Source organism: Mycolicibacterium sp. SMGY-1XX (genome assembly GCF_059132455.1).
On the sequence record NZ_CP101139.1, the window covers coordinates 3595394 to 3615414 of the forward strand.

21 protein-coding genes are annotated in these 20021 nt (G+C 65.3%); 11 read left to right on the forward strand and 10 right to left on the reverse strand.

The window, feature by feature from the left end; translation table 11 throughout:
- Window positions 1-104 precede the first annotated feature (104 nt).
- Window positions 105-1052: a methionyl-tRNA formyltransferase gene (locus tag NL241_RS17395; protein WP_494398195.1), complete on the forward strand. Its 948-nt coding sequence runs from the start codon at window positions 105-107 to the stop codon at window positions 1050-1052.
- Window positions 1053-1391: 339 nt separating this feature from the next.
- Here NL241_RS17395 and NL241_RS17400 read toward each other — a convergent pair whose 3' ends face one another.
- From NL241_RS17400 to NL241_RS17430, 7 genes are all read right to left on the reverse strand, one after another.
- Window positions 1392-3011 carry an alkaline phosphatase D family protein gene (locus NL241_RS17400; protein WP_494398196.1) on the reverse strand — a complete coding sequence of 540 codons (1620 nt, stop codon included), beginning with the start codon at window positions 3009-3011 and terminating at the stop codon, window positions 1392-1394.
- Between the two features lie 18 nt (window positions 3012-3029).
- A complete protein-coding gene (locus NL241_RS17405) occupies window positions 3030-4661 on the reverse strand; it encodes an MFS transporter (protein ID WP_494398197.1) in 1632 nt (543 codons plus the stop codon).
- On the reverse strand, window positions 4654-5673 hold the full coding sequence (gene glsA, locus NL241_RS17410) for a glutaminase A (protein WP_494398198.1): 1020 nt from the start codon (window positions 5671-5673) through the stop codon (window positions 4654-4656). Before glsA ends, NL241_RS17405 begins: the two co-directional genes overlap by 8 nt.
- 78 nt (window positions 5674-5751) lie before the next feature.
- The gene (locus tag NL241_RS17415) at window positions 5752-6171 is read right to left on the reverse strand and encodes a hypothetical protein (protein ID WP_494398199.1); all 420 of its coding nucleotides are present in this window, start codon (window positions 6169-6171) and stop codon (window positions 5752-5754) included.
- A 9-nt stretch (window positions 6172-6180) separates the two neighbouring features.
- Window positions 6181-7206, reverse strand: a complete 1026-nt coding sequence (locus NL241_RS17420) for an NAD(P)H-dependent flavin oxidoreductase (protein ID WP_494398200.1) — start codon at window positions 7204-7206, stop codon at window positions 6181-6183.
- Window positions 7207-7280: 74 nt separating this feature from the next.
- Window positions 7281-8099 (reverse strand): MBL fold metallo-hydrolase, encoded by an 819-nt coding sequence (locus NL241_RS17425; protein WP_494398201.1) that lies wholly within the window; start codon window positions 8097-8099, stop codon window positions 7281-7283.
- Window positions 8096-8929 (reverse strand): enoyl-CoA hydratase/isomerase family protein, encoded by an 834-nt coding sequence (locus tag NL241_RS17430; protein WP_494398202.1) that lies wholly within the window; start codon window positions 8927-8929, stop codon window positions 8096-8098. Before NL241_RS17430 ends, NL241_RS17425 begins: the two co-directional genes overlap by 4 nt.
- Before the next feature lie 152 nt (window positions 8930-9081).
- Between NL241_RS17430 and NL241_RS17435 the strand changes: the two genes are divergently transcribed.
- A complete protein-coding gene (locus tag NL241_RS17435) occupies window positions 9082-9525 on the forward strand; it encodes a VOC family protein (RefSeq protein ID WP_487694628.1) in 444 nt (147 codons plus the stop codon).
- Between the two features lie 103 nt (window positions 9526-9628).
- A complete protein-coding gene (locus NL241_RS17440) occupies window positions 9629-10300 on the forward strand; it encodes an SDR family oxidoreductase (RefSeq protein WP_487694629.1) in 672 nt (223 codons plus the stop codon).
- Here NL241_RS17440 and NL241_RS17445 read toward each other — a convergent pair.
- From NL241_RS17445 to NL241_RS17455, 3 genes are read right to left on the reverse strand one after another with little or no spacing between them, the layout of a single operon-like run.
- Window positions 10297-11001: a TIGR00266 family protein gene (locus tag NL241_RS17445; RefSeq protein WP_494398203.1), complete on the reverse strand. Its 705-nt coding sequence runs from the start codon at window positions 10999-11001 to the stop codon at window positions 10297-10299. The two genes, NL241_RS17440 and NL241_RS17445, sit on opposite strands and share 4 nt — an antisense overlap.
- A 51-nt stretch (window positions 11002-11052) precedes the next feature.
- On the reverse strand, window positions 11053-11331 hold the full coding sequence (locus tag NL241_RS17450; protein WP_487694631.1) for a YiaA/YiaB family inner membrane protein: 279 nt from the start codon (window positions 11329-11331) through the stop codon (window positions 11053-11055).
- 25 nt (window positions 11332-11356) lie between these two features.
- Window positions 11357-12574 (reverse strand): MFS transporter, encoded by a 1218-nt coding sequence (locus NL241_RS17455; protein ID WP_494398204.1) that lies wholly within the window; start codon window positions 12572-12574, stop codon window positions 11357-11359.
- A gap of 399 nt (window positions 12575-12973) precedes the next feature.
- On the opposite strand from NL241_RS17455, the gene NL241_RS17460 reads away from it, so the two are divergent.
- From NL241_RS17460 to NL241_RS17495, 8 genes are all read left to right on the forward strand, one after another.
- Window positions 12974-13927, forward strand: coding sequence for a zinc metalloprotease (locus NL241_RS17460; protein WP_487694634.1), 954 nt, complete (start codon window positions 12974-12976; stop codon window positions 13925-13927).
- A gap of 16 nt (window positions 13928-13943) precedes the next feature.
- A complete protein-coding gene (locus NL241_RS17465) occupies window positions 13944-15521 on the forward strand; it encodes a M20/M25/M40 family metallo-hydrolase (protein ID WP_494398205.1) in 1578 nt (525 codons plus the stop codon).
- Between the two features lie 60 nt (window positions 15522-15581).
- Window positions 15582-16763: a M4 family metallopeptidase gene (locus tag NL241_RS17470; RefSeq protein WP_494398206.1), complete on the forward strand. Its 1182-nt coding sequence runs from the start codon at window positions 15582-15584 to the stop codon at window positions 16761-16763.
- Window positions 16764-16807: 44 nt separating this feature from the next.
- The gene (locus tag NL241_RS17475) at window positions 16808-17116 is read left to right on the forward strand and encodes a protealysin inhibitor emfourin (RefSeq protein WP_487694637.1); all 309 of its coding nucleotides are present in this window, start codon (window positions 16808-16810) and stop codon (window positions 17114-17116) included.
- Between the two features lie 13 nt (window positions 17117-17129).
- Window positions 17130-17459 carry a hypothetical protein gene (locus tag NL241_RS17480; protein WP_494398207.1) on the forward strand — a complete coding sequence of 110 codons (330 nt, stop codon included), beginning with the start codon at window positions 17130-17132 and terminating at the stop codon, window positions 17457-17459.
- A 9-nt stretch (window positions 17460-17468) separates the two neighbouring features.
- Window positions 17469-18542 carry an SAM-dependent methyltransferase gene (locus NL241_RS17485; protein ID WP_494398208.1) on the forward strand — a complete coding sequence of 358 codons (1074 nt, stop codon included), beginning with the start codon at window positions 17469-17471 and terminating at the stop codon, window positions 18540-18542.
- A 205-nt stretch (window positions 18543-18747) separates the two neighbouring features.
- Window positions 18748-18900, forward strand: coding sequence for a hypothetical protein (locus NL241_RS17490; RefSeq protein WP_494398209.1), 153 nt, complete (start codon window positions 18748-18750; stop codon window positions 18898-18900).
- A gap of 19 nt (window positions 18901-18919) precedes the next feature.
- Window positions 18920-20005 (forward strand): tetratricopeptide repeat protein, encoded by a 1086-nt coding sequence (locus NL241_RS17495; protein WP_494398210.1) that lies wholly within the window; start codon window positions 18920-18922, stop codon window positions 20003-20005.
- Window positions 20006-20021: the final 16 nt, after the last annotated feature.

A 20021-nucleotide genomic window follows, 5' to 3' on the forward strand; every position in this document is an offset into this window, starting at 1 on the left:
CGCCTGTCAGGGCCCTTCCGGGCGTGTGATGGTGCACCCCGGTGGGGCGTGCTATCAAAGGTAAGCCTAACCATAAATCAGGGCGGAAAAGCTGGGAGGTTGCTGTGCGTGTAGCGATGTTCGGATATCAGACCTGGGGGCACCGTACTCTGCAGGCGCTGTTGAAATCCCGCCACGAAGTCGTTCTGGTGGTCACCCATCCCGCGAGTGACCATGCCTATGAGTCCATTTGGGCGGACTCGGTCGAGGACCTCGCACGCAGCGAGAACATCGAAGTCTTCCTGGCCAAGCGGCCGACACCTGAGCTCATCGAGCGGGTGCACGCCGTTGCGCCCGACGTCATGGTCGCCAACAACTGGCGTACCCGGTTGCCGCAGGAACTCTTCGACATTCCGGCACACGGGACTTTGAATCTGCATGATTCGTTGTTGCCCGAGTTCACCGGCTTCTCGCCGGTCATCTGGTCACTGATCAGCGGCGCCAGCCACACCGGGCTGACCGCGCACCTGATGGACGGCGAACTCGACACCGGCGACATCCTGGTGCAGCATTCCGTCGAGATCACCCCGGCCAGCACCGGAACCAGTTTGGTGCTGGCCACTTTGGACCTGGTGCCCGATGTGCTCAACGAGGCGTTGGACCAGCTGGAGTTCGGTACCGCCAAGCCGACTCCGCAGGATCTGAGCCGGCGCACCTTCTTCCACAAGCGGTCCGACCGGGACAGTCTGGTCGACTGGACCTGGCCCGCCGCAGACATCGAACGCCTGGTCAGGGCCTTGTCAGATCCGTATCCGAACGCTTACACCTACTTTCGTGGTGAGCGGTTGCGCCTGATCTCCGCGCACGTGTCGCGCTGTGCCTATGGCGGGACCCCGGGCCGGGTGTTCATCGAGGAGGACGGGGGAATGGTCATCGTGGCCGGAGCGGATGCCTATCGGGGTCAGTCGCCCGGACTCGTGCTGGACGTGGTGCGCACCGACGACGGGGTCGACCACAACGCCATGGCGTTCTTCAAACAGGGCGGTGGGTACCTCGAATCGGCCCCGGCGTAAGCAACTTCCCGGCCCTGCGCTCTTTGCGACATCTGACCCGGCGGCACAAACACCGAGTGCGTTGCGCGTCGCGGGCGACGGATCCGAACATGCACCCGAACTCCTCCCAACAGCGGCTCTGCCACCGGAGGGCGGCCAGGATCACCGTCGGGGCCCGGACCAAAGGCGTTGCCGTATTGACCAATGAGGCAATTTTGCTGAATGCTTGCGTTACGGCAGCCGGCCGATTCGTAGCCCCCACACGCGCCGGTGTATGCCCTAGCGTCACGACACATGGCACCCACAGGAGGGATCCAGCCGTCCGGGCAGAGCAGTTCGCGGCCCGGCCGCCGTGGTGGCTCAGTCGGTCAGCGCGATGGTGGCCGCCACACCCAACTCGCAGTTGTCACGGGGCTGTTCGAACACCACCTCGGCCTTGCGTCGCGAGGCTTCCAGCGTGGCGATCGTGTTGCCGAACAGGGGGCCGCTGAGATTGCGCCACGACATGGGCAACGGGGGCGACCCGTGATGGCGGGCCCAGCGCCGGGTCAACCGACCCACCCGCGGCGACCAACCGAACTTGAACAGCGGTTGGACGACGATCGGCACGTAGTTGTGCACGGGCGAACACACCAGCTGGTGCACGCGCGTCGCGGACGCGCCGGGGAAATCGGCGCGTGCGGCGTAACTGTGGTGCACGTCGCCGGAGAGCACCGTCACCGTCGCCGGTCCGTCGGTGCGGGTGGCCGCCCTGATGATGAGGTCACTGAGTCGCAGGAACGACTGCAGGAAGGCCGGCCAATGTTCCAGATCGGCTGCCTGACGGACCTTTTCGGCCACGGTGCCGCGCAACCCGGGGCGGCTGGCGGAGATTTCGTTGATCGTCTGGAGGTCGCCGATGGCCGGGGGGAGCAGCCAGGGCAGTGAGGTCGCCAGGATCAGGTGGTCGAGCTCACCGATCCCCTCCTCGACCTGCGCTTCGAGCCAACCGAACTCTTTGTCGCCCAGCATCTTCCGGTTCCCGTCCTCGAGAATCCGGGAGTTACGCGAGTCGACCATGATCAGCCTGCTGCGGCCCAGATCCCAGCGGAAGCTGAAGCGCAGGCCTTTCTCTCCGTCGACTTCCCTGTCGGCGCGGTCGGCCAGTTCGACGAGCTGCGGCCAGCAGTCACCCTCGGTGGCGAGCACCTTCTGGTAATCCTCGTCTTTGGCGAGCTGGGTGGGGCTGAGATTGCCGATGTGCTGGTAGACCCAGTAGGACGCCAGGCCCGCGCGGATCCGGTCGCGCCACCACGGCTTCTTGTTCACCTCGGTGCGCCATGCCGCGGAGGTGTTCCAGTCGTCGCGGATGTCGTGATCGTCGAAGATCATCGCGGTGGGCAGAGTGGACATCACCCAGCGGATCTCGGGATCGCCCCAGGTGTGCCGGTAGAGGCCTTCGTATTCGGCGAAGCTGACCACCTCGTCGGGCGGCCTCTTCTTGTTGGTGCGCTTTCCTGCGAGCTTCTGCCGTGTTTCGGGTGTCAGTTCGTCGGCGTACACCTGGTCACCCAGCAGGAGCAACACGTCGGGCCACTCGTCGACCGGCAGTGTCGTGAGCCGCTCGGCATAACAATCGAGGGCGTCGTCGCCGAGCTTGTCGTCGATCTTCTTGTCACCGGTCTTGGGATACCGGCATGAGCCGAAGATCATCCGCAACCGGTCCGCCGATTTCGGGCCGCGGGTCCGGATCACGCTCGGCGGGAAGTCGGAGCCAGCCTCGGGCCACACCTTCGCACCGTCGATGCGGACTTCGTATTCGGTGGTGGAGTCAGGCTCCAGTCCCTCGACCGCTACCAGGGCGAAGTGGCGGTCTTGCACTTCGAATGTGCGCGCCGAACACCCCAGGATCTCGACCTCCGCAGACTTCTCGGTCTGCACCCAGACCATAGCGGTGGTTTCCCCGACGTGGCGCAGCACCGGACCGAGCAATAGAGTCACCGATCAAGCCTAGGGTCATCACCGGGTTCCGTCTTCCTGCGGGTCCGGAATCTCATGTGGTGTATAAGACGGCAACCGGGATGCCGGCAGGATCGCCACCGCGCTGACCCCGGCCAGGATCAGCAGCCCCAGCTTGAGCGCCCGCAGCCGCGCATCGGTGTTGATCTGCACCGCGGCGTCCACCTCGGCGTCGGTGGCGTCGGTGTCGGCGAGCACTTCCCGCAACTGATCGTTGCTGACGAAGTTCACCTCATCGAGATCGACCTGTTCGACGAGCGCAGGAGACAGTTCCACGTTGTTGATCACCGCCTGGCTCACGTTGAGCGACAGCAGGCCGACCAGCATCGCGCCGGCCACCGCGGTGCCGACGGCCGAGGCGAGGTTCTGAGTGGTTCCGCGGATGGAGCCCACGTCGCCGGCGAGTTCTTTCGGGGCCGCGGTGACGAGCACGTTGAACACCAAGGTGACCAGTGCGCCCTGGCCGATGCCGAACACGATCAGGCCGGCGATCGTGGGCACCGTCTCCCAGTTGTTGGTCACCACGAATCCGAGCCACAGTAGCGCCACGGTGGTGAGCGTGAAGGAGAACATGCCGATCGCGCGCGGGCTGAAACGTCCGTAGAGCCGGACCACGAGCATCGCGGTGAAGAACACCGTCAAGTTGAACGGCATCATCGCCAGTGACGTGTCGAACGGTGTGCGGCCCTGCACGATCTGGATGTAGAGCGGCACAGTGAAATTCAGGGCGGCTTCGAGCGAGACGACGATGAACATGGCGAAGACGGCCGCCCGTTCCCGGGACGAGCCCAGTACCGACAGACTGACCAACGGCACCTTGCCTGCAGCGGTACGCCGCCGGGTCCACACGAGAAACCCTTGGCCGCAGATGATTCCGATGATGACCAGCAGTGGCGCCGGGGAGACGCCGAGTACGTCGAACGGTGCCCCCGGGCCCGCCAGCAGCAGACCCCACCCGTTGAGGTTGTTGAAACCGATGGTCAGTGCCGCGATGGCGGTACCGATGATCACGGCCGCGACGACATCGATCTCGATGCCCGGGTTGCCGGCGTCGGCGCGCAGCCGGAAACTCAGCGCGAAGACAGCCACCGCGATGACGAAGACGATCGCGAACACCGGCCGCCAGCCCACCAGGGTTCCGAGCGCGCCGCCGATCAGGAAGGCACTCACCCCGGAGATCGCGCGTGCCGATCCGAGCGAGCCGATGGCGGTGGCCTGCTGAGCGCCACGGTAATTTTCGGCGATCAGCGCCACCAATGACGGCACGATGATGGCAGCCGACGCGCCGGCCAGAGCCTGCGCGGCGATCACCCAGAGGACCGAGGGCGCGAACACCATCATCAAGGCCGAGCCGGCGAATGTGACCACCACGACGCGGAAGACCACCACCCAGCCCACCCGCTGGCCGAGTTTGGCTCCGGTCATGACCAGCGCCGCGACCGCCAGGCCGTACATCACCACCGCGGTCGCGACGGTGGTCGGGGGGACCCCGAAATCGGCGACGATGCCGCCCATCGACACCGGTAGCGCCGCGACGTTGAACGACATCAGCACCTGGGCCAGGAACAACCCGATCATCGGCACCCAGGAGTTGCGGACCTCCGGCTCGGCGACAATGCGGTGTTCAGCCATGGTGGGCGCCTCTCGAGGTCGGTGCACGCGCGCTGGACGCGAAGATGTTGAGTCCGAGGACACGTGAGAGATACGCCGTCGCGCGCAGTCCGCGGACACTGTTTCCGGCGGAATCGAGCGGTGGCGCGAACACGCCGATCCCGGCTTTGCCCGGCGCCACGGTGACGATGCCTCCCGACACACCGGACTTGCCGGGCAATCCGATCTCGAACAGCCATTCGCCTGACCGCTCGTAGAGCCCGTTGGCCGCGAGGATGGCCAGCGTGTCCCGGCAGACGCCGGCGGAGACCACGCGCTCACCGGTGCGGGGGTTGACACCACCGTCGGCCAGGGTGGCACCCATGATGGCCAGATCGGTGGCGCTCACTCGTAACGCGCATTGTTTGGTGTAGACATCGACCACCGCAAGGGGATCGAGGTCGATACGACCGTAGCTCTCCAGCAGGCGGGCGATCGCGCGGTTGCGCTGGTTGGTCTGCGACTCGGACTCGTACACCGTGTCATCGAGTTCCAGTGTGCGCCCGGCGAATCGAGAGAGTCCGGCTTGAATGTTGTGCCACTGGTCGGCGTGGGTGTCACCCGGCATGAGTGCGGTGGCGGCGATGGCGCCGGCGTTCACCATCGGGTTCATCGGGTGGCCGTTGTTGAGTTCGATGGCGACGACGGAGTTGAACGGAAGGCCGGTGTTGTTGACGCCGATGCGGTCGCGGACCACACCATGGCCGAACTCCTCGCACACCAGCGCGTACACGAACGCCTTGGAGATCGACTGGATGGAGAATTCGATGTCGGTATCGCCCGCCAGGTGCAGTCCGCCATCGGTTTCGGCGACGCACACCCCGAACAGATTCGGGTCGGCTTGCGCGAGAACCGGTATGTAATCGGCGACCGTGCCGTCGGCATCCGCACGGTAGCGCCGGTGCGCCGCCTCGACCAGGGACTCTACTTCACTCCACTCCGGCAGCGGACCGGTGAAGACTTCCTGGGTGATTCCCTCGACGTCGATATCCACCGATTCCCCCTGCCGGCGCGTCTGCAGGGATTATCGCGGACATCGGTGATCGGCGATGGATTATCGCCGATTCAACGATCAGGTGATGCTGACGACCGCCCGGTTGCCCACGGGAGCCTCGAGTGTGACCGTCAGCGTGCCGAATACCGCGAGGGCGATGCACGCCTTGTCCACGGCCTCGGGCAGGGTTTCGGAACGCAGCTTCACCGCGACGATGTCGGGAGTCTCCTGCACCTCGGCGTGGACACCGAAGCATGCCGGAGTGCCGCTGCTGAAATGCACGGCCAGCGTGTCGGAATCAGGTAGCCGGCTCCAGGATTGGATGGTCGCCGGTTGGCCGTTGACGATCGCCGGGTTGTCGACGAACGTCGTCTGTCCCGGCGGGGCCGGCTGTTCCGGGATGGTGGTGATGATCGGCTCGGCCGCGGCGGTGGGCATGCCGACGAGTTGCCCGGCTGCCCAGAGTGCGATCGCGGCCAGGGTCACGTGAGGACGCATACTTTCAGGCTACGGTGTCGCCAGCCGGGTCAGGATCGTTGCCGTCGGCTCGTTGCGGGCGTTTCGGAATCCGGTGCCGGCCCACAGGTGAACCAGATCGGCGTCGCCTGCCGCGGCCGCCGCCTTGCGGAGCGGACTGGTCAGATGATGAATTGCGGGATACCCCAACGGCGCTGACGCTTCGAACTCGTCGATGAAGCGGTTGCGCAATCCGCGGGCGGGACGACCGGTGAAGGCGCGGGTGATGACGGTTTCGGTGCGGGCCGGATCCGTCAGTGCCGCTTGGTGAGTGGCTGACGCACCGCTCTCGTCGGCGCGCAGCAGCACCGTACCGACAGCGGCCGCCGTGGCGCCGGCCTTCAGGACCGCCGAGATCTCTTCGGCGGTAGACAGCCCGCCGGCAGCGATGAACGGCAACCGCACCCGCGCGGACACCCGCTCGATCAGCTCACCGATGGGCAGCGGCTGGGGGAGTCGGTCGGGAGTGAGGGTGCCCGAGTGACCACCCGCGGCGCTGGCCTGCACCGCCAGCATGTCCACTCCGGCCGCCGCTGCCAGCGCTGCCTCCTCGGGTGAGGTCACGGTCTGCACCACCGTGGTACCCGCCTTCTGCAGGGCCGCGATGACCTCGGTTTCGGGTAGGCCGAAGGTGAAGCTCACCAGCGGCACCGGCTCGGCCAGCAGCAGGTCGATCTTGGCGTTGAAGTGGTCGTCTTCATCGATGGGGTCCGCAGGCAGAGTGAGCCCGAAGCGGTCGGCTTCGCGTTGCACCGCGTCGGCGTACTGCCGGTAATCGGCCGGTGAAATCGGCACCGGATTGGGCGCAAAGATGTTGACTCCGAACGGGACCGACGCAGCACGTACGGCGGCGATCTGCTCCTGGAGATTCTCCGGGGTCTTGTAGCCGGCGGCCAGCAGTCCCAGACTGCCTGCGCCGGCTGCCGCGATCACCATGGCGGGTGTGGTGGCGCCACCGGCCATCGGTGCGGCGATCACCGGGAGGTTCACGCCCAGATTCGTCAGTGGTGAGGTCATCGCTCCTCCTAGGTTTTGTACCCAGTGAAACGCACCGGGGCCGACGAGCATTCATCCGGGTGGGACCGGTTTCCTCAGTGCTGAGAGGTTTCGCCTTTCAGCGCCCAGACTCCGGCGTCGGCTGGCACCAGTCGATCGGCGATCCCGGCCTCGTCAAACGCCGTTCGTACGGTGTTGATGTTCTCGCTGTATATCGACCACCCCGAGATGTGGGCGATCACCACCCGCGGCGCGCCCAGGATCACCGCCACATCCGCGGCCCGCGGTCCGGTCAGCGTGAGCGGGCGGCCCTGGTTCTTGGTGGCCAGGCGTGAAGCCCCGCAGAACAGCACCGCGATGTCGATGGCGGGGAACCGCGCCGCGATCTGGCCGATCGGTTGCAGGGAGGCGTTGTCCCCGCTGACATACACCGTGGGCAGACCGGCACTCTCGATCACGAACCCGGTGACTTCTGCGTTGACGTGCCCGGAGTCGTCGCGGGTGCCGTCCAGCGGGCCGTGGACGGCGGGCACCGCGGTGACCGTGAGGTGCCCGGCGCCGTCAGCGCGGCCGAGTTCCGCGCGCTCCCAGGTGGCCAATCCGACGGCGGGGGAACCCAGCCGTCCGGCGGCTCCGGGCCCGGTGTAGAGCCGGGGCACCGTGGTGGCCCACTGCCGGCCCGCGATGTCCAGATTGTCGTTGTGGTCATCGTGGCTCAGCAGGACGGCGTCGACGGCGCCGAGGTCGGCGGCAGCCACCGCCGGCGGTGTCAGCTTGGTCATGGTGCCGTAGTCACGCGGATCGTCGAAGGTGGGATCGGTGACGAAACGTGTTCGGCCGTAATCGATGACGACGGTGGGACCCCCGACGACCCCGATCGCGAAGGGGTGACGGGTCGCGTCGATGGGGCTCACGCGTCGCCCAGCCGGCCCACGTGATGGCCGAGCCGGGTCTCGACATCACCGGGCTGGTGGAAACCGCGCTCGAACAGCTTCTGGATGCGGCTCTGCGCCGCCGGCCGTGCCAGCGCTGCCAGGAATGCGTCCCACTCCGGTGCGATCTCCTCGTCGGTGGGCAGGCTGTTGACGTTGACCAGCCGCTTGGTCTCGGCGATCGCCTGCTTGTCGAACGTGGAGATGCGGGTGGCCAGGGCGTCGACGAAACCGTCGAGTTCGGCATCCGGAAACGAACGGTTCACGTAGCCGTACAGCTGCGCCAGGTCGCCGTCGATGTCATCGGCGCCCAACAGGACCTCCAGTGCCCGTCCACGTCCGATCAGCCGCGGCAGCCGCGCCATCGGGCCACCACCGGGCACCAACCCCGCGCCGACCTCCCACTGCGACAGGATGGCTTTCTCCCGCCTCGCGAAGCGCATATCGCTGGCGAGTGCGAGTTCACTGCCGACACCCGTCGCGCGGCCCCGGATGGAGGCGATCGACACCACCGGGGCGCGGCTGAGCCGGGCCAGCATGTCCGGCAGAGCTTGTAAGCCCGTCGCTCCCGCCGGATAACGCGTGGACTCCTCCAGCTCTGACACGAAGTTGTAGTGGGTGAGGAAGAATCCCTCGACCGCGCTGTCGAACACCACCACTTTGACGGCGTCATCGGATTCCAGCGCCGTCACAACGGCATCGAGTTCTGGAAGTGTTTCCGGTCCGAAGATGTTCAGCGGCGGGTTGTCGAATGTGACGCGCCAATAGGCCGGTGAGCGTACCGTCACCGAGATCTGGCTCGAGTCTGCCATGCGGTGAGAGTACCGAGGGCGGCGCCCAGTGCGTCGGGAATTCGGGTAGCGCTGCAACCGTTCCTCGGTGCACTCCGGCATCTGCCGGTCGACCAGCCGTCCGAACCGCGACATCCGCGCCACGGCTCGAACGCCCAATTGATGGAGCTGTCATGGACATGAAACTCGAAGTCGTCGTGGTGCCCGTATCCGATGTCGACAGGGCAAGGGACTTCTACCAGTCGCTGGGTTGGCGACTGGACGCGGATTTTGTTGTGAGCGAGGACTATCGGGTGGTGCAGCTGACCCCGCCCGGTTCGCCGAGTTCGATCATTCTCGGCACCGGCGTCAGCTCTGCCACGCCCGGCAGCACCCAGGGGCTCTATCTGGTGGTCAGCGATGTCGAGGCAGCCCGAGCCGAGTTGGTGGACAGGGGAGTAGAGGTCAGCGAGGTGTTCCACGACGCCACCGGCGTTTTCAACCATGCCGGATCGGACGCCCGGGTGCCCGGGCCCGACCCCGAACGCCGCAGCTACAGCTCGTTCGCCTCGTTCACCGATCCCGACGGCAACGGGTGGGTGCTGCAGGAGATCACCGAGCGGGCGCCCGGCCGCTGATACCTGCTAGCTGCAATCTCGGAATCTGCCGGGACTGATCGGCCCGCCTGGGGCGTTCCAGCCCACAGCCCCAGACGGGCACGCCATCAACAGGAGGCACATCATGAACACAGAACACATCACCGCGTTGGTCACCGGAGCCAACCGGGGCCTCGGGCGCCGGTTCGCCCTCGAACTCGTCGCCCGTGGGGCCAAGGTCTACGCCGCCGCCCGCCGGCCGGAGACCATCGACATCCCGGGCGTGGTACCCATCCAACTCGACATCACCGATGCCGACTCGGTGCGCCGCGCCGCTGAGATCGCCACCGACGTCAACGTCCTGGTGAACAACGCCGGCGTCTCGACCCGGGCGACGCTGCTCGACAGCCCCCTCGAGGACATCCGGCTGGAGATGGAAACGCATTATTTCGGCACCCTGCAGGTGGTCCGCGCGTTCGCGCCGGTGATCGAACGCAACGGCGGCGGGGCGATCCTCAACGTACTGTCGGTGCTGTCGTGGCTGCACCCGTCCACCAGCGGTGCCTACTCCTCGGCGAAGGCCGCAGCCTGGGCCATGACCGATGCGGTCCGAGATGAACTGGCGCCGAAGGGAATCAGCGTGACCGCACTGCACGTCGGGTACATGGACACCGATATGGTGAGCTACATCCCGGCCGAGCAGAAGACCGATCCGGCCATCGTGGCCACGGCGGCGCTGGACGGATTGTTCGCCGGCGACCGGGAGGTTCTGGCCGACGCGCTGTCCCGTGATGTCAAGGCGCAGTTGTCGGTTTAGTTGTCGTTCGACCGCTCGGGCAGGTAGGGCTGGATGGCGGCGGCCAGTTTGGCCACCGTCATCGACTGCAGCCAGAAGTGACCCGGCCCGTGCAGCTCGGCCATGAACAGCGAGTCGCCGAAGACCTTGTTCTTGACACCGCGAACGCTGGCGAACGTCAGCTGCATCTCCGCGCGGAACATCGCGAGGTGGCCAGGGTGGATCAGGAACGATTGGCCGTGTGCGAGTTCGTATTCCACGAGCTCGCCGGCCATCTGCACCCACGCCACCCCGTTGCCGCTGAGCTTCTGGAACACCACACCGGCACCGCCGAAGATGCCGGCGCCCAGCTTCTGCTGAAGTGCCACTGACACTTCGACGTTCGGGGTGCCGGCCATGAACGCGCCGGCCTGCACCATGTAGTTGTCGCCGGCATCGATGCGCATCTCGCGGATGACACCGGGCAGGTTGGTCGACAGCGCCACCATCCGGCCGTTCGACTGTGCGGTGTACTGCGTGAGGAACAGGTTCCCGCCGCCGAGCGCACGCTTGAGGCCACTGATGAAGCCGCCGCGACCGCCGGAACCGAAACTGGTGGAGGTCTGGATGTCGAGACCCGGGGTGAACCAGGAGACGTCGCCGCCTTCGGTGATGATCGACTCACCGGCGTCGAGAGTCAGTTCCAGGATCGGCATCGTGGTGCCGATGATCGTTGTCCGCACGCCGGTGACAGTACTGAAAACTGACGTGATCGCAAGTGAACCTGCGATGCCTCAGACGCCTGTGGTGAACGGATTGTGTTCGGCGATCAACTTTTCGATGCGCGCCTCGTCGAGTCGGACCCGGATGGTGGCGGCCTCCTGTTGATCGCGGATCACTTTCGCCAGGGTGAAGGCGCTGGTGACCAGGAAGAGTACCGACATGCCGAGGAACAGGCGCTGCCAGGCGTCCAGGGGCAGGAAGTAGATGCCGCCGAGGGTTCCGAGGAAGCTGACTCCGAATGCGATGGCCGCCTGGATGAAGTAGGCCGCGGTGGTGTTGGTGTTGTCCATACCGGAAAGCTTGCCAGCGGGTTTCCTACGTAGGACTACTCATTTTCGCAAGTTCCGGTGAAGCGACCCGTCCCACCAGAAGGAACAGCGCGCCGCCCAGGAAGGCCGCCACACCGGCGAAGGTCAGGAATCCGTTGAAGCTGTCACTGATTCGCAGGGTGCGGCTGAGGATGAGCGCCCCGAGTGCCGACGAGACACCGATGGCTGCCGACAGAATGCTCAGCACCGTGCTGTACACGCCGAGGTCGAACCGCCGCGCCACCAGATAGGCGATCACGTCTCCTTCGGCGCCCCACGCCGCGCCCAGACAGCAGACCGCGATCATCAGCACAGTGACACCGTCCCACGGTGTGGCGATCAGCAGACAGCCCAGCCCTGGTAGCGCCATGGCGGCTGCCGCGACGAGATGAGGCGGGAAGCGGTCCAGCGCGACACCGCAGACGAATCGGCCGACGATGACGGCGATCGCGAACACCGAGATCAGTAGTGACACCCGGTCGCCGATGCCCACCGAGTCGCCGAGCATGACGCCGAGTTGGGTAGTGGTGACCGTGTGGTAGAGATTGCACAGCAGCACACCCGCCAGCAGGATCCAGAAGAGCGCGCTGCGGGCAATGGTGCGGTAGTCGTTGGTGTTTCGGCGGTGTGCGCGTTGCCGTTCGGAGTCGTTCTCGGCCGGGATGAGAACCAGTGCGACGGTGCCGATCACCGCGAGGCACACCGCGATCGCCACACACCCGATCCGCCAGCCGTGGGCGCGATTGACCGCCTCCAGCGCCGGTGCGCCCACGGCGCCCAGCAGCGGCGGCCCGGAGATCGCGATCGCCAGCGCCAGGCCACGGGCTGTGACGAACCGGGTGGCTACGATGCGGCTGTAAATCGCCGGGGTGGTGGTGACGCCCAGCGAGATGAGCGCCACGCTGATGACGAAGTACTGCCAGATCGGTCCGGTCATGAGTGCGAACGCGAGCCAGCAAAGCGGGAGTCCGATCACGCCGGTCAAGGCGATGCGGCGGACGCCGAACAGGTCGGCAAGGCGGCCGTACACCGGCAGGAACACAAATGTCAGCAAGGTGATGACGCCGGCAAGCGCGAAGTCGGAGCGGTTCCAGCCGAACGCCTGCAGGAACTGCGGCGCCATGGCGGCATTGGTGTAGGCGCTCAGGCTCAGGCCCGCACTCAATCCGGCGGTGGCGGCGGCCAGCGGTCGCCAGTTGCTCCGGAGCTCTCCGACATAGTTCAAGGCTGCTCCCTCGCCGACATGCGACTCACATTACACATCAAAGCATTTGCGTAATGCTGACCAGGTTGACGAGTGTGTCCACCGCGCGAAGACAAAGAGGCTCCGGCGCAATCGCATAACGGTGCAGCGCGGAACTTCGCGGTACCGGGGATCGAGTAGTCGATTACCCGCCCCCGGGGCGCTCCGCGTGCGGATACTCGATTGGGCACCGACGCCCCGTCTTCGAAAGGAACGGTCATGGACGAGCAACCGGCGAAGCTGTCGCGCCAACTCTGCGGCACAATGGCGGTCCACTACAAACTGCTGTCCACGAGCGAGAGCTACCGCCAGAGAAGCGATCAGTTCGAGAACAGGGCACGAGCGTATGGGTCAGGGTTACGCGCGGCGAGGCGGGGTGTCGTGACCATCCCGGTCGTCGTCCACGTCGTCCACAATCCGGCGACCCCGTCGCAGAACATCAGCAAGGCCCAGATCGACAGCCAGATCGATGTCCTCAATCAAGATTTCCGCGCCACGAACCCCGACCGGGTAGGCGTCCCAACCGTGTGGACCGACCTGATCGCCGACTGCGAAATCGAGTTCGCGCTGGCGAGCGTCGACCCCGAGGGCAACCCCACCGATGGCGTCACCCGCACGGCGACCACCAAGACCTTCTTCAGTGCCGACGACGATGACGTGAAGTCGAACGCCACCGGCGGTGTGGATGCGTGGCCGTCGTGGGACTACCTCAACCTCTGGGTCTGTGGCGAGCTGCGCAGCGGATTCGACCAGATCCTCGGGTACGCGCAGTTCCCCGGCGGACCACCCGAAACCGACGGGGTGGTCATCGGCCATTCCTTCTTCGGAACCATCGGTACCGCATCCAGTCCATTTGATCTGGGGCGCACCGCAACCCACGAGATCGGCCACTGGTTGAGCCTGCGCCACATCTGGGGCGACGACGGCAGCGGCTGTAGCGGCAGCGACCTCGTCGACGACACACCCAATCAGGCGCACCCGAACTTCGGGCGGCCCCAATTCCCCAGCGTCACGTGCAGCAACGGACCCGACGGCGATATGTTCGTCAACTACATGGACTACACCGACGATGCCGGGATGTTCATGTTCACCACCGGCCAATCGGTACGGATGTCGGCGGCGTTGGAAGGCCCACGAGCATCCTTCCTCGCCGGTGCAGCGGCTGCCGTTCAAGCCACGCCCTCACAGCTGCTTGTCGGCGCCGTTGCGGGCAACGGCGAGGCGGAGACCCCGAAGTCGTCGACGGCGGACGGCGAACTGGGTGAATTGCGTCGTGAGGTAGCTCGGCTGCGTTCGCTGGTCGACCAGCTGGCAAGCCTGGTCGCGCAGGCGTGACGGGCCGGCAAGACTCATGAAACTTGTCCTGTTCGACCTCGGGCAGACGCTCGAGGACGGGGATGTCCTGTTGCCGGGAGCGTTGACGACTCTGCAGGACATTGCGGCCTTGAGGGATGACGATGGCACGCCGGTCCAACTAGGGCTGGCATCGGACTTCGATGAACCCGCCCAGCAGTATTACGACATCATCGATAACCTCGGCATCCGCGAATTCTTCGAGCCGGTCGTCACCCACGTCGCGCTGTCCGGCGAAGTCGGCGCCCACAAACCGGCCCGAGAGTTCTTCGAGGCCGCCGTCGGCAAAATCGACCCAGGGCTGACGTTTGCCGACGTGTTCTTTGTGACCGAGAACAAATCGCATGTGGCGGCCGCGCGCAAGATGGGCTTGACAGCAGTCCAGGTCCGTCCGCCGGGCGGGAGCGGTGGGGACATCGCGTCGCTGACCGAGCTTTTGCCGCACGTGCAGCAGTTCGTCGACGGTGGTTGGTTCCGGATGGGTGACATTGTGTTGCGGCGGGATGCCGTGGAGCCCGATGCGCGTGCGCGGCAGTCACAGCTACGCCTCGTGATCCAGCACGGGCGTACTTTCCAGCAGGCACATCCCGAGGTCCGGGTGCTCGCGGACAAAGGCCGCTACCTCGTCGTCGAAATCGACCCCGATGCCCCCGAGGCCGCCGGCGCCGACGACTTCCCGTGCTACAGCGTTCGCGAGATACCCTGGGGCTCCGCTATTTTCGAGTCTCTCCCACGGATCGCGCGCCAATCCGAGCCCACGGTGCAGAAATGCGTCGACATGGTGTCCGCAGAGCAGTACGAGGCCGACCTGCGCAAGCTGGTCGACTTCGGCACCAGACACTCGACAAGCCCACAATTCGACGAGGCGGCCCGGTGGGCGCAAGACCAGCTTGATGCGGCTGGGTATCAGACCCACACGCAGGCCATCACCGTGCTGGGAAAGCCGAGTCGAAACGTGATCGCCGACCGAACGGGGATCGCATCCGAACCGCGCGACGTGGTGCTGGTGACCGCGCACCTGGATTCGATCAACCTCGCCGGCGGTCCTGCAGCACCGGCGCCCGGCGCCGACGACAACGGCTCGGGCAGCGCCGGACTGCTGGCGATGGCTCGCGCCGTCGCCCACCACCAAGCCGAACTCGATGTGCGATTCATTCTCTTCGGCGGTGAGGAAGAGGGCTTGTTCGGCAGCCTGGCCTACGTCGCCAACCTGAGCTCGGCAGAACGTTCACGCATACGTGCCGTGGTCAACATGGACATGATCGCAACGGTGAACACTCCCGTCCCCACGGTCCTGCTGGAAGGGGCCGCGCTCTCGCAGCGGGTGATCGACGGGCTGGCCGACGCCGCGCACACCTACACCGGGTTGACCGTGCAGACCAGCGTCAACCCATTCAACAGCGATCACGTGCCGTTCATCGACGAGGGCATCCCGGCGGTGCTGACGATCGAAGGCGCCGACGGCGCAAACGACAACATTCACACCGCCGGCGACACCATGCAGTTCGTCGATATCGACCTTGCCGTCGAAATTCTGCGGATGAACGTCGCTTTCGTGGTGACGGCTCTCGGATGAGCTTTCTGCCAACAGGATTGGAGTAGACCGATGACGAACAGGTGTCCACGGAACTGCATCATGCCGCCGTACATCCTCGCCAAACTGATGGAAAGTGACGACCCCAAAGTCCGTAAAGCGGCGCTGAACACCATTGCCGCCAGCGCCCAACTCAAGGGGCGGCGGGAGATGAGTCCTGCGACACGAGGCTTTCTGGCGGCACCCGCCGCCGGCCGTCGATCAGTTTTCGATGCGCACAGTTCGGAGAATTTGCACACCGCGACGTTGGTGCGCACCGAAACCTCCGCCGTCTCGCCCGACGATTCGGTCAACCGGGCCTTCGATGGGCTCGGCGCCACCCGGACGTTCTTTCAGGACGTACTCGAACGCGATTCGATCGACGGGCTCGGCATGCGACTCGATGCCTACGTCCACTTCGGCGACGCCATGGAAAACGCGTTGTGGGACGGGCAGCGCATGCTGTTCGGTGACGGCGACGGCGTCAACTTCACCGACTTCACCGAATCTCTGGACGTCATCGGCCACGAACTGACCCACGGTGTCACGCAATTCACCGCTGACCTGGAATATCACAAACAGCCGGGGGCCCTGAATGAATCGATTTCGGACGTCTTCGGATGCCTCATCAAACAGTGGTCGAACGACGAGACCGCTGAGGAGGCCGATTGGCTGATCGGTGCGGAGATCTTCACCCCGGCGTTGCAGGGCGACGCACTGCGGTCGATGAAGGCCCCGGGCACCGCCTTCGACGGGGACCCGCAGCCCGACCACATGAAAGATTTCGTCACGCTGCCAGACACACGTCCCGGTGACTGGGGCGGAGTGCACACCAATTCCGGTATTCCGAACAAGGCGTTCTACTTGGTGGCCACCGGAATCGGTGGGCGGGCCTGGGAAGCCCCCGGCCACATCTGGTACGAGTCCCTCCGAGCATCCACGTCGACCACCGATTTCCAGGCGTTCGCCGAGACCACATCGGTCAAGGCCGCGCAGCTGTACGGAACCGGAAGCGCCGAGCACACCGCGGTTGGCGCGGCCTGGGAGGCGGTGGGTATCCGCATCCGCACTGTGCAAACGGAGGCAGTGGCGGCGTCCACCGATGGGTCTCTCGACGAGCTGCAGAAGCAAGTCGAGAAACTCTCGGCAGACGTGAAAGCTCTCACCCACGCGGTCATCAGAGGTGCCGGTACGGAAGCGACCGCCAAGCGATCGGCGAAGGCCAAGGTGAAGGCCCGCAAGTAGGGGCATACTGCGTGATGCACCTTCTGCCACCGAAAGCAGGAAACATGAAAGTGTCGGTCAGCACTTGTGGTGGGCAGGCCGCCACCATGAATCGGCGGCCGCTCGTCCTCGATTCCGCAGATCTCGGAGTCGAAGGTCAGGAGGAACTGCGCCGACTTGTTGCCGCGGCTTCCCGGGTGTACGAACGGGCTGCGCCAGCGCGCGAAGATCCGGGTTCGGCGCGTGACGCGATGAGCTACGCGATCACCGTCGAAGACGGTGGCACCTCGCAGGTGCTCGAAGCCACCGACGGCAGTGTGTCTACCGAGTTCGCCGAGTTGCGCCGGTTCGTCCGCACCCATCAACAGCCGTGATCACAGGAGGGTGGTGGGCGCCGTGATCGAGGATTCGCAGATTGTGGGGTCCTGGAAGCACTCTCACGAAGAGGACCGTGACCAACGACAGATGTTCCGGCCCGCCGACTACCCGCTTCCTCCCGCACGTGGCCGCACCGTCTTCACACTGTTACCCGATCACCGGGCGGTCGTCGGCACTCCCGGCCCGGATGATCGCGGCGTCAGCCACAGCGGAACCTGGTCCCTCGAACACCAAGCCGGCGGCGACGTCCTGTCCGTCGCGTTACCCGGTTGGCAGGAGTCGTACCTCGTTCTGAGCGCGAGCACTGCGCAACTCGTCGTCAGGCCAGTCGCCCCGTGAGGAGATGCAATGACCAGCACGGACCAGACACGGGATGCGTTCGTTGAACGCCTTTTCACGTCGGCACTGGGCACCATGGACGTCTTCACCGTGTATCTGGGGGACCGCCTGGGCCTGTATCGCGTGTTGGCAGACCACGGACCGCTGACCGCCGGTGAACTCGCCCAGCGCGCCGGAATCAATGCCCGGTACGCACGGGAGTGGCTCGAACAGCAGGCCGCGAGCGCGATCCTCGAGGTGGACAACGTCGCCAAACCCGAGTGGGACCGCCGCTTCTCGCTTCCCGGCGGCCATGCCGAAACCCTGATAGATCCGGAAAGTCCTTACGCTATGGCCGCCGTCTGCCGCTCACTCGCGGCCCTGGGCGGCATCCTGCCGAAGCTCGTGGATGCGTACCGGACCGGCGACGGTCTTCTGGTCGAGGGGGCCGACGCGAGAGAGGCGCAGGGCGACTTCAACCGGCCATGGCTGGTCCGCTCCTTCGCCGACGAATACCTGCCGCTGGTCCCGGACGTTCATGCGAAGCTGCTCGCGGGCGCGCGGGTGGCCGACGTTGCCTGCGGCGTGGGATGGGCTGCGGTCGCCATCGCGCGCGCCTATCCGGCCACGACCGTGGACGGCTTCGATCTGGACGAGCCCAGCATCGATTTGGCCCGTACCAATGCCTTGGAGGCGGGCGTGGCCGAAAGGGTGACGTTCTCCGTGCGCGACGGGTCCGACCCGACACTGTCCGGACAGTACGATCTCGCTGTCATCGTCGAGGCGCTGCACGATATGTCACGGCCGGTCGATGTCCTCTGCACGGTGCGACGACTGCTGGCACCGGGTGGAACGCTGATCGTGGCGGACGAGCGCGTGGCAGACGCGTTCTCCGCACCCTCGGATGCCGCCGAGCGGCTCTTCTACGGGTACAGCGTCTTGGATTGTCTCCCAGCGGGAATGGCCTCGAAGCCATCAGCCGAGACGGGCACCGTGATGAGGCGCGCGACCCTGGAACGTTATGCAGCGGAAGCGGGCTTTTCTGCGGTGTCAGTTCTGCCGATTGAGCATGACTTCCTGCGGTTCTACCGGCTCGACCCGTAACAGCGCACCTCTGCCTCTGGTGGACACTCTGTTTCCCCACGAGCCAGATTGATCAGATGCCCCGTTCGTCGCCCCTGCGGACTCGACATCGTGCGGAACCTCCATGTCGAGTAGTGGACTACGCGTTCTCTGGCCACGGGATGGGAGGGACGATGGCCATGTCGGATTCTGCAGCCGACACATCAAGAGGGGAGATGGAGGAGACATGAACACAACAGGAGGTAAGAAGATCCGGGCGCTCCTGACCCGGTTCGGACTTGTCACGACCACGGCTACCGTCGCCCTGATGGGGCCGGCCACGGCGATAGCCAACGCAAGACTGGCCGGCAATCACAATGAGGTCATGCTGGCACGCTAGATTGTCGCGCGCTGTCACGGTGTTCGCGGTGTGGCCGGCCTGGTTCGGCAGGAACGGGGCCGAGCGCCTCAACGCCTACGCGATCGCCAACCGTGACGCCGGGCGGCTGGGTCCAGCTCTGGCCGCGGCCACCAAGGCCCGCACGATGGTCGTACGCCGGCGAGGAGAATCTTCGCCGGAAGTGGCGGTCATCTGGCACACCATCGGCACGATTCGCGAAGAAATGAGCGATTTCGCCTACGCCGGTAGAGCCTACGGATGCGCCGCGGCCATCCTGGAGCATCACAACAACAACGCAGCGCTGACGCCGACGCGCATTGCGGTGATGTCGAGTGTGGCGCGCCTGCAACGGATCTTGGGCAACCTCGGTGACGCCGAAAGCCTCTACCTTCAGACGATCGAGTTGGCTGAGCGGTTCTACGGGCCTGAAACCATCGAGCTCGCGACGCTGCTCAATGATCTTGCGGTGGTGTACAAGTACGCCGCGCGTCTGGATGACGCCGAACGCCTGTACTTGCGGGCGCTACCCATCGTTGCGGCGAAGCGAAGTCAGCATGTCGACGTCGCGACAGTCTGGCACAACCTGGCCGGCATCGAACACGTCCGGCGGCGCTTCGACCTCGGTGAGACCTACGCGCGACGTGCGGTGTGGATCCGTCAAACCGCCCTCGGCGCCGACCACGTGGAGGTGGCGAAGGACATCGCAGCGCTCGCGGCGCTGGTTCAGGAGCAGCATCGATACGACGAAGCTGAAGCGCTGTATAACCGTTGTATTCGAGTCTTCGAAAACATCTATGGGCCAGGTCATTACGAACTCGCCGTAAGCTACAACAATCTTGCCGCGCTGTGTCGAGCGCGAGGTGATCTCGCCGGGGCAGAAGCCCTCTACCTGAAAGCACTCGACATCAAGGAACACCTGCTCGGGAAAGGTCACCCCGATACGGCTGTGACCATGCACAACCTGGCCATGCTTGCCCTACAACAAGGCGACGACGAGGCGGCGCGGCACCTCCTGACACAGGCGGTGCAGACGTTCGAAGACTCTCTGGGGGCAGAACATCCCAAGACCGTTTCCAGCCGGAGCAGCCTGACCGCATTGCTGTGAACGACCGTCGAAATCG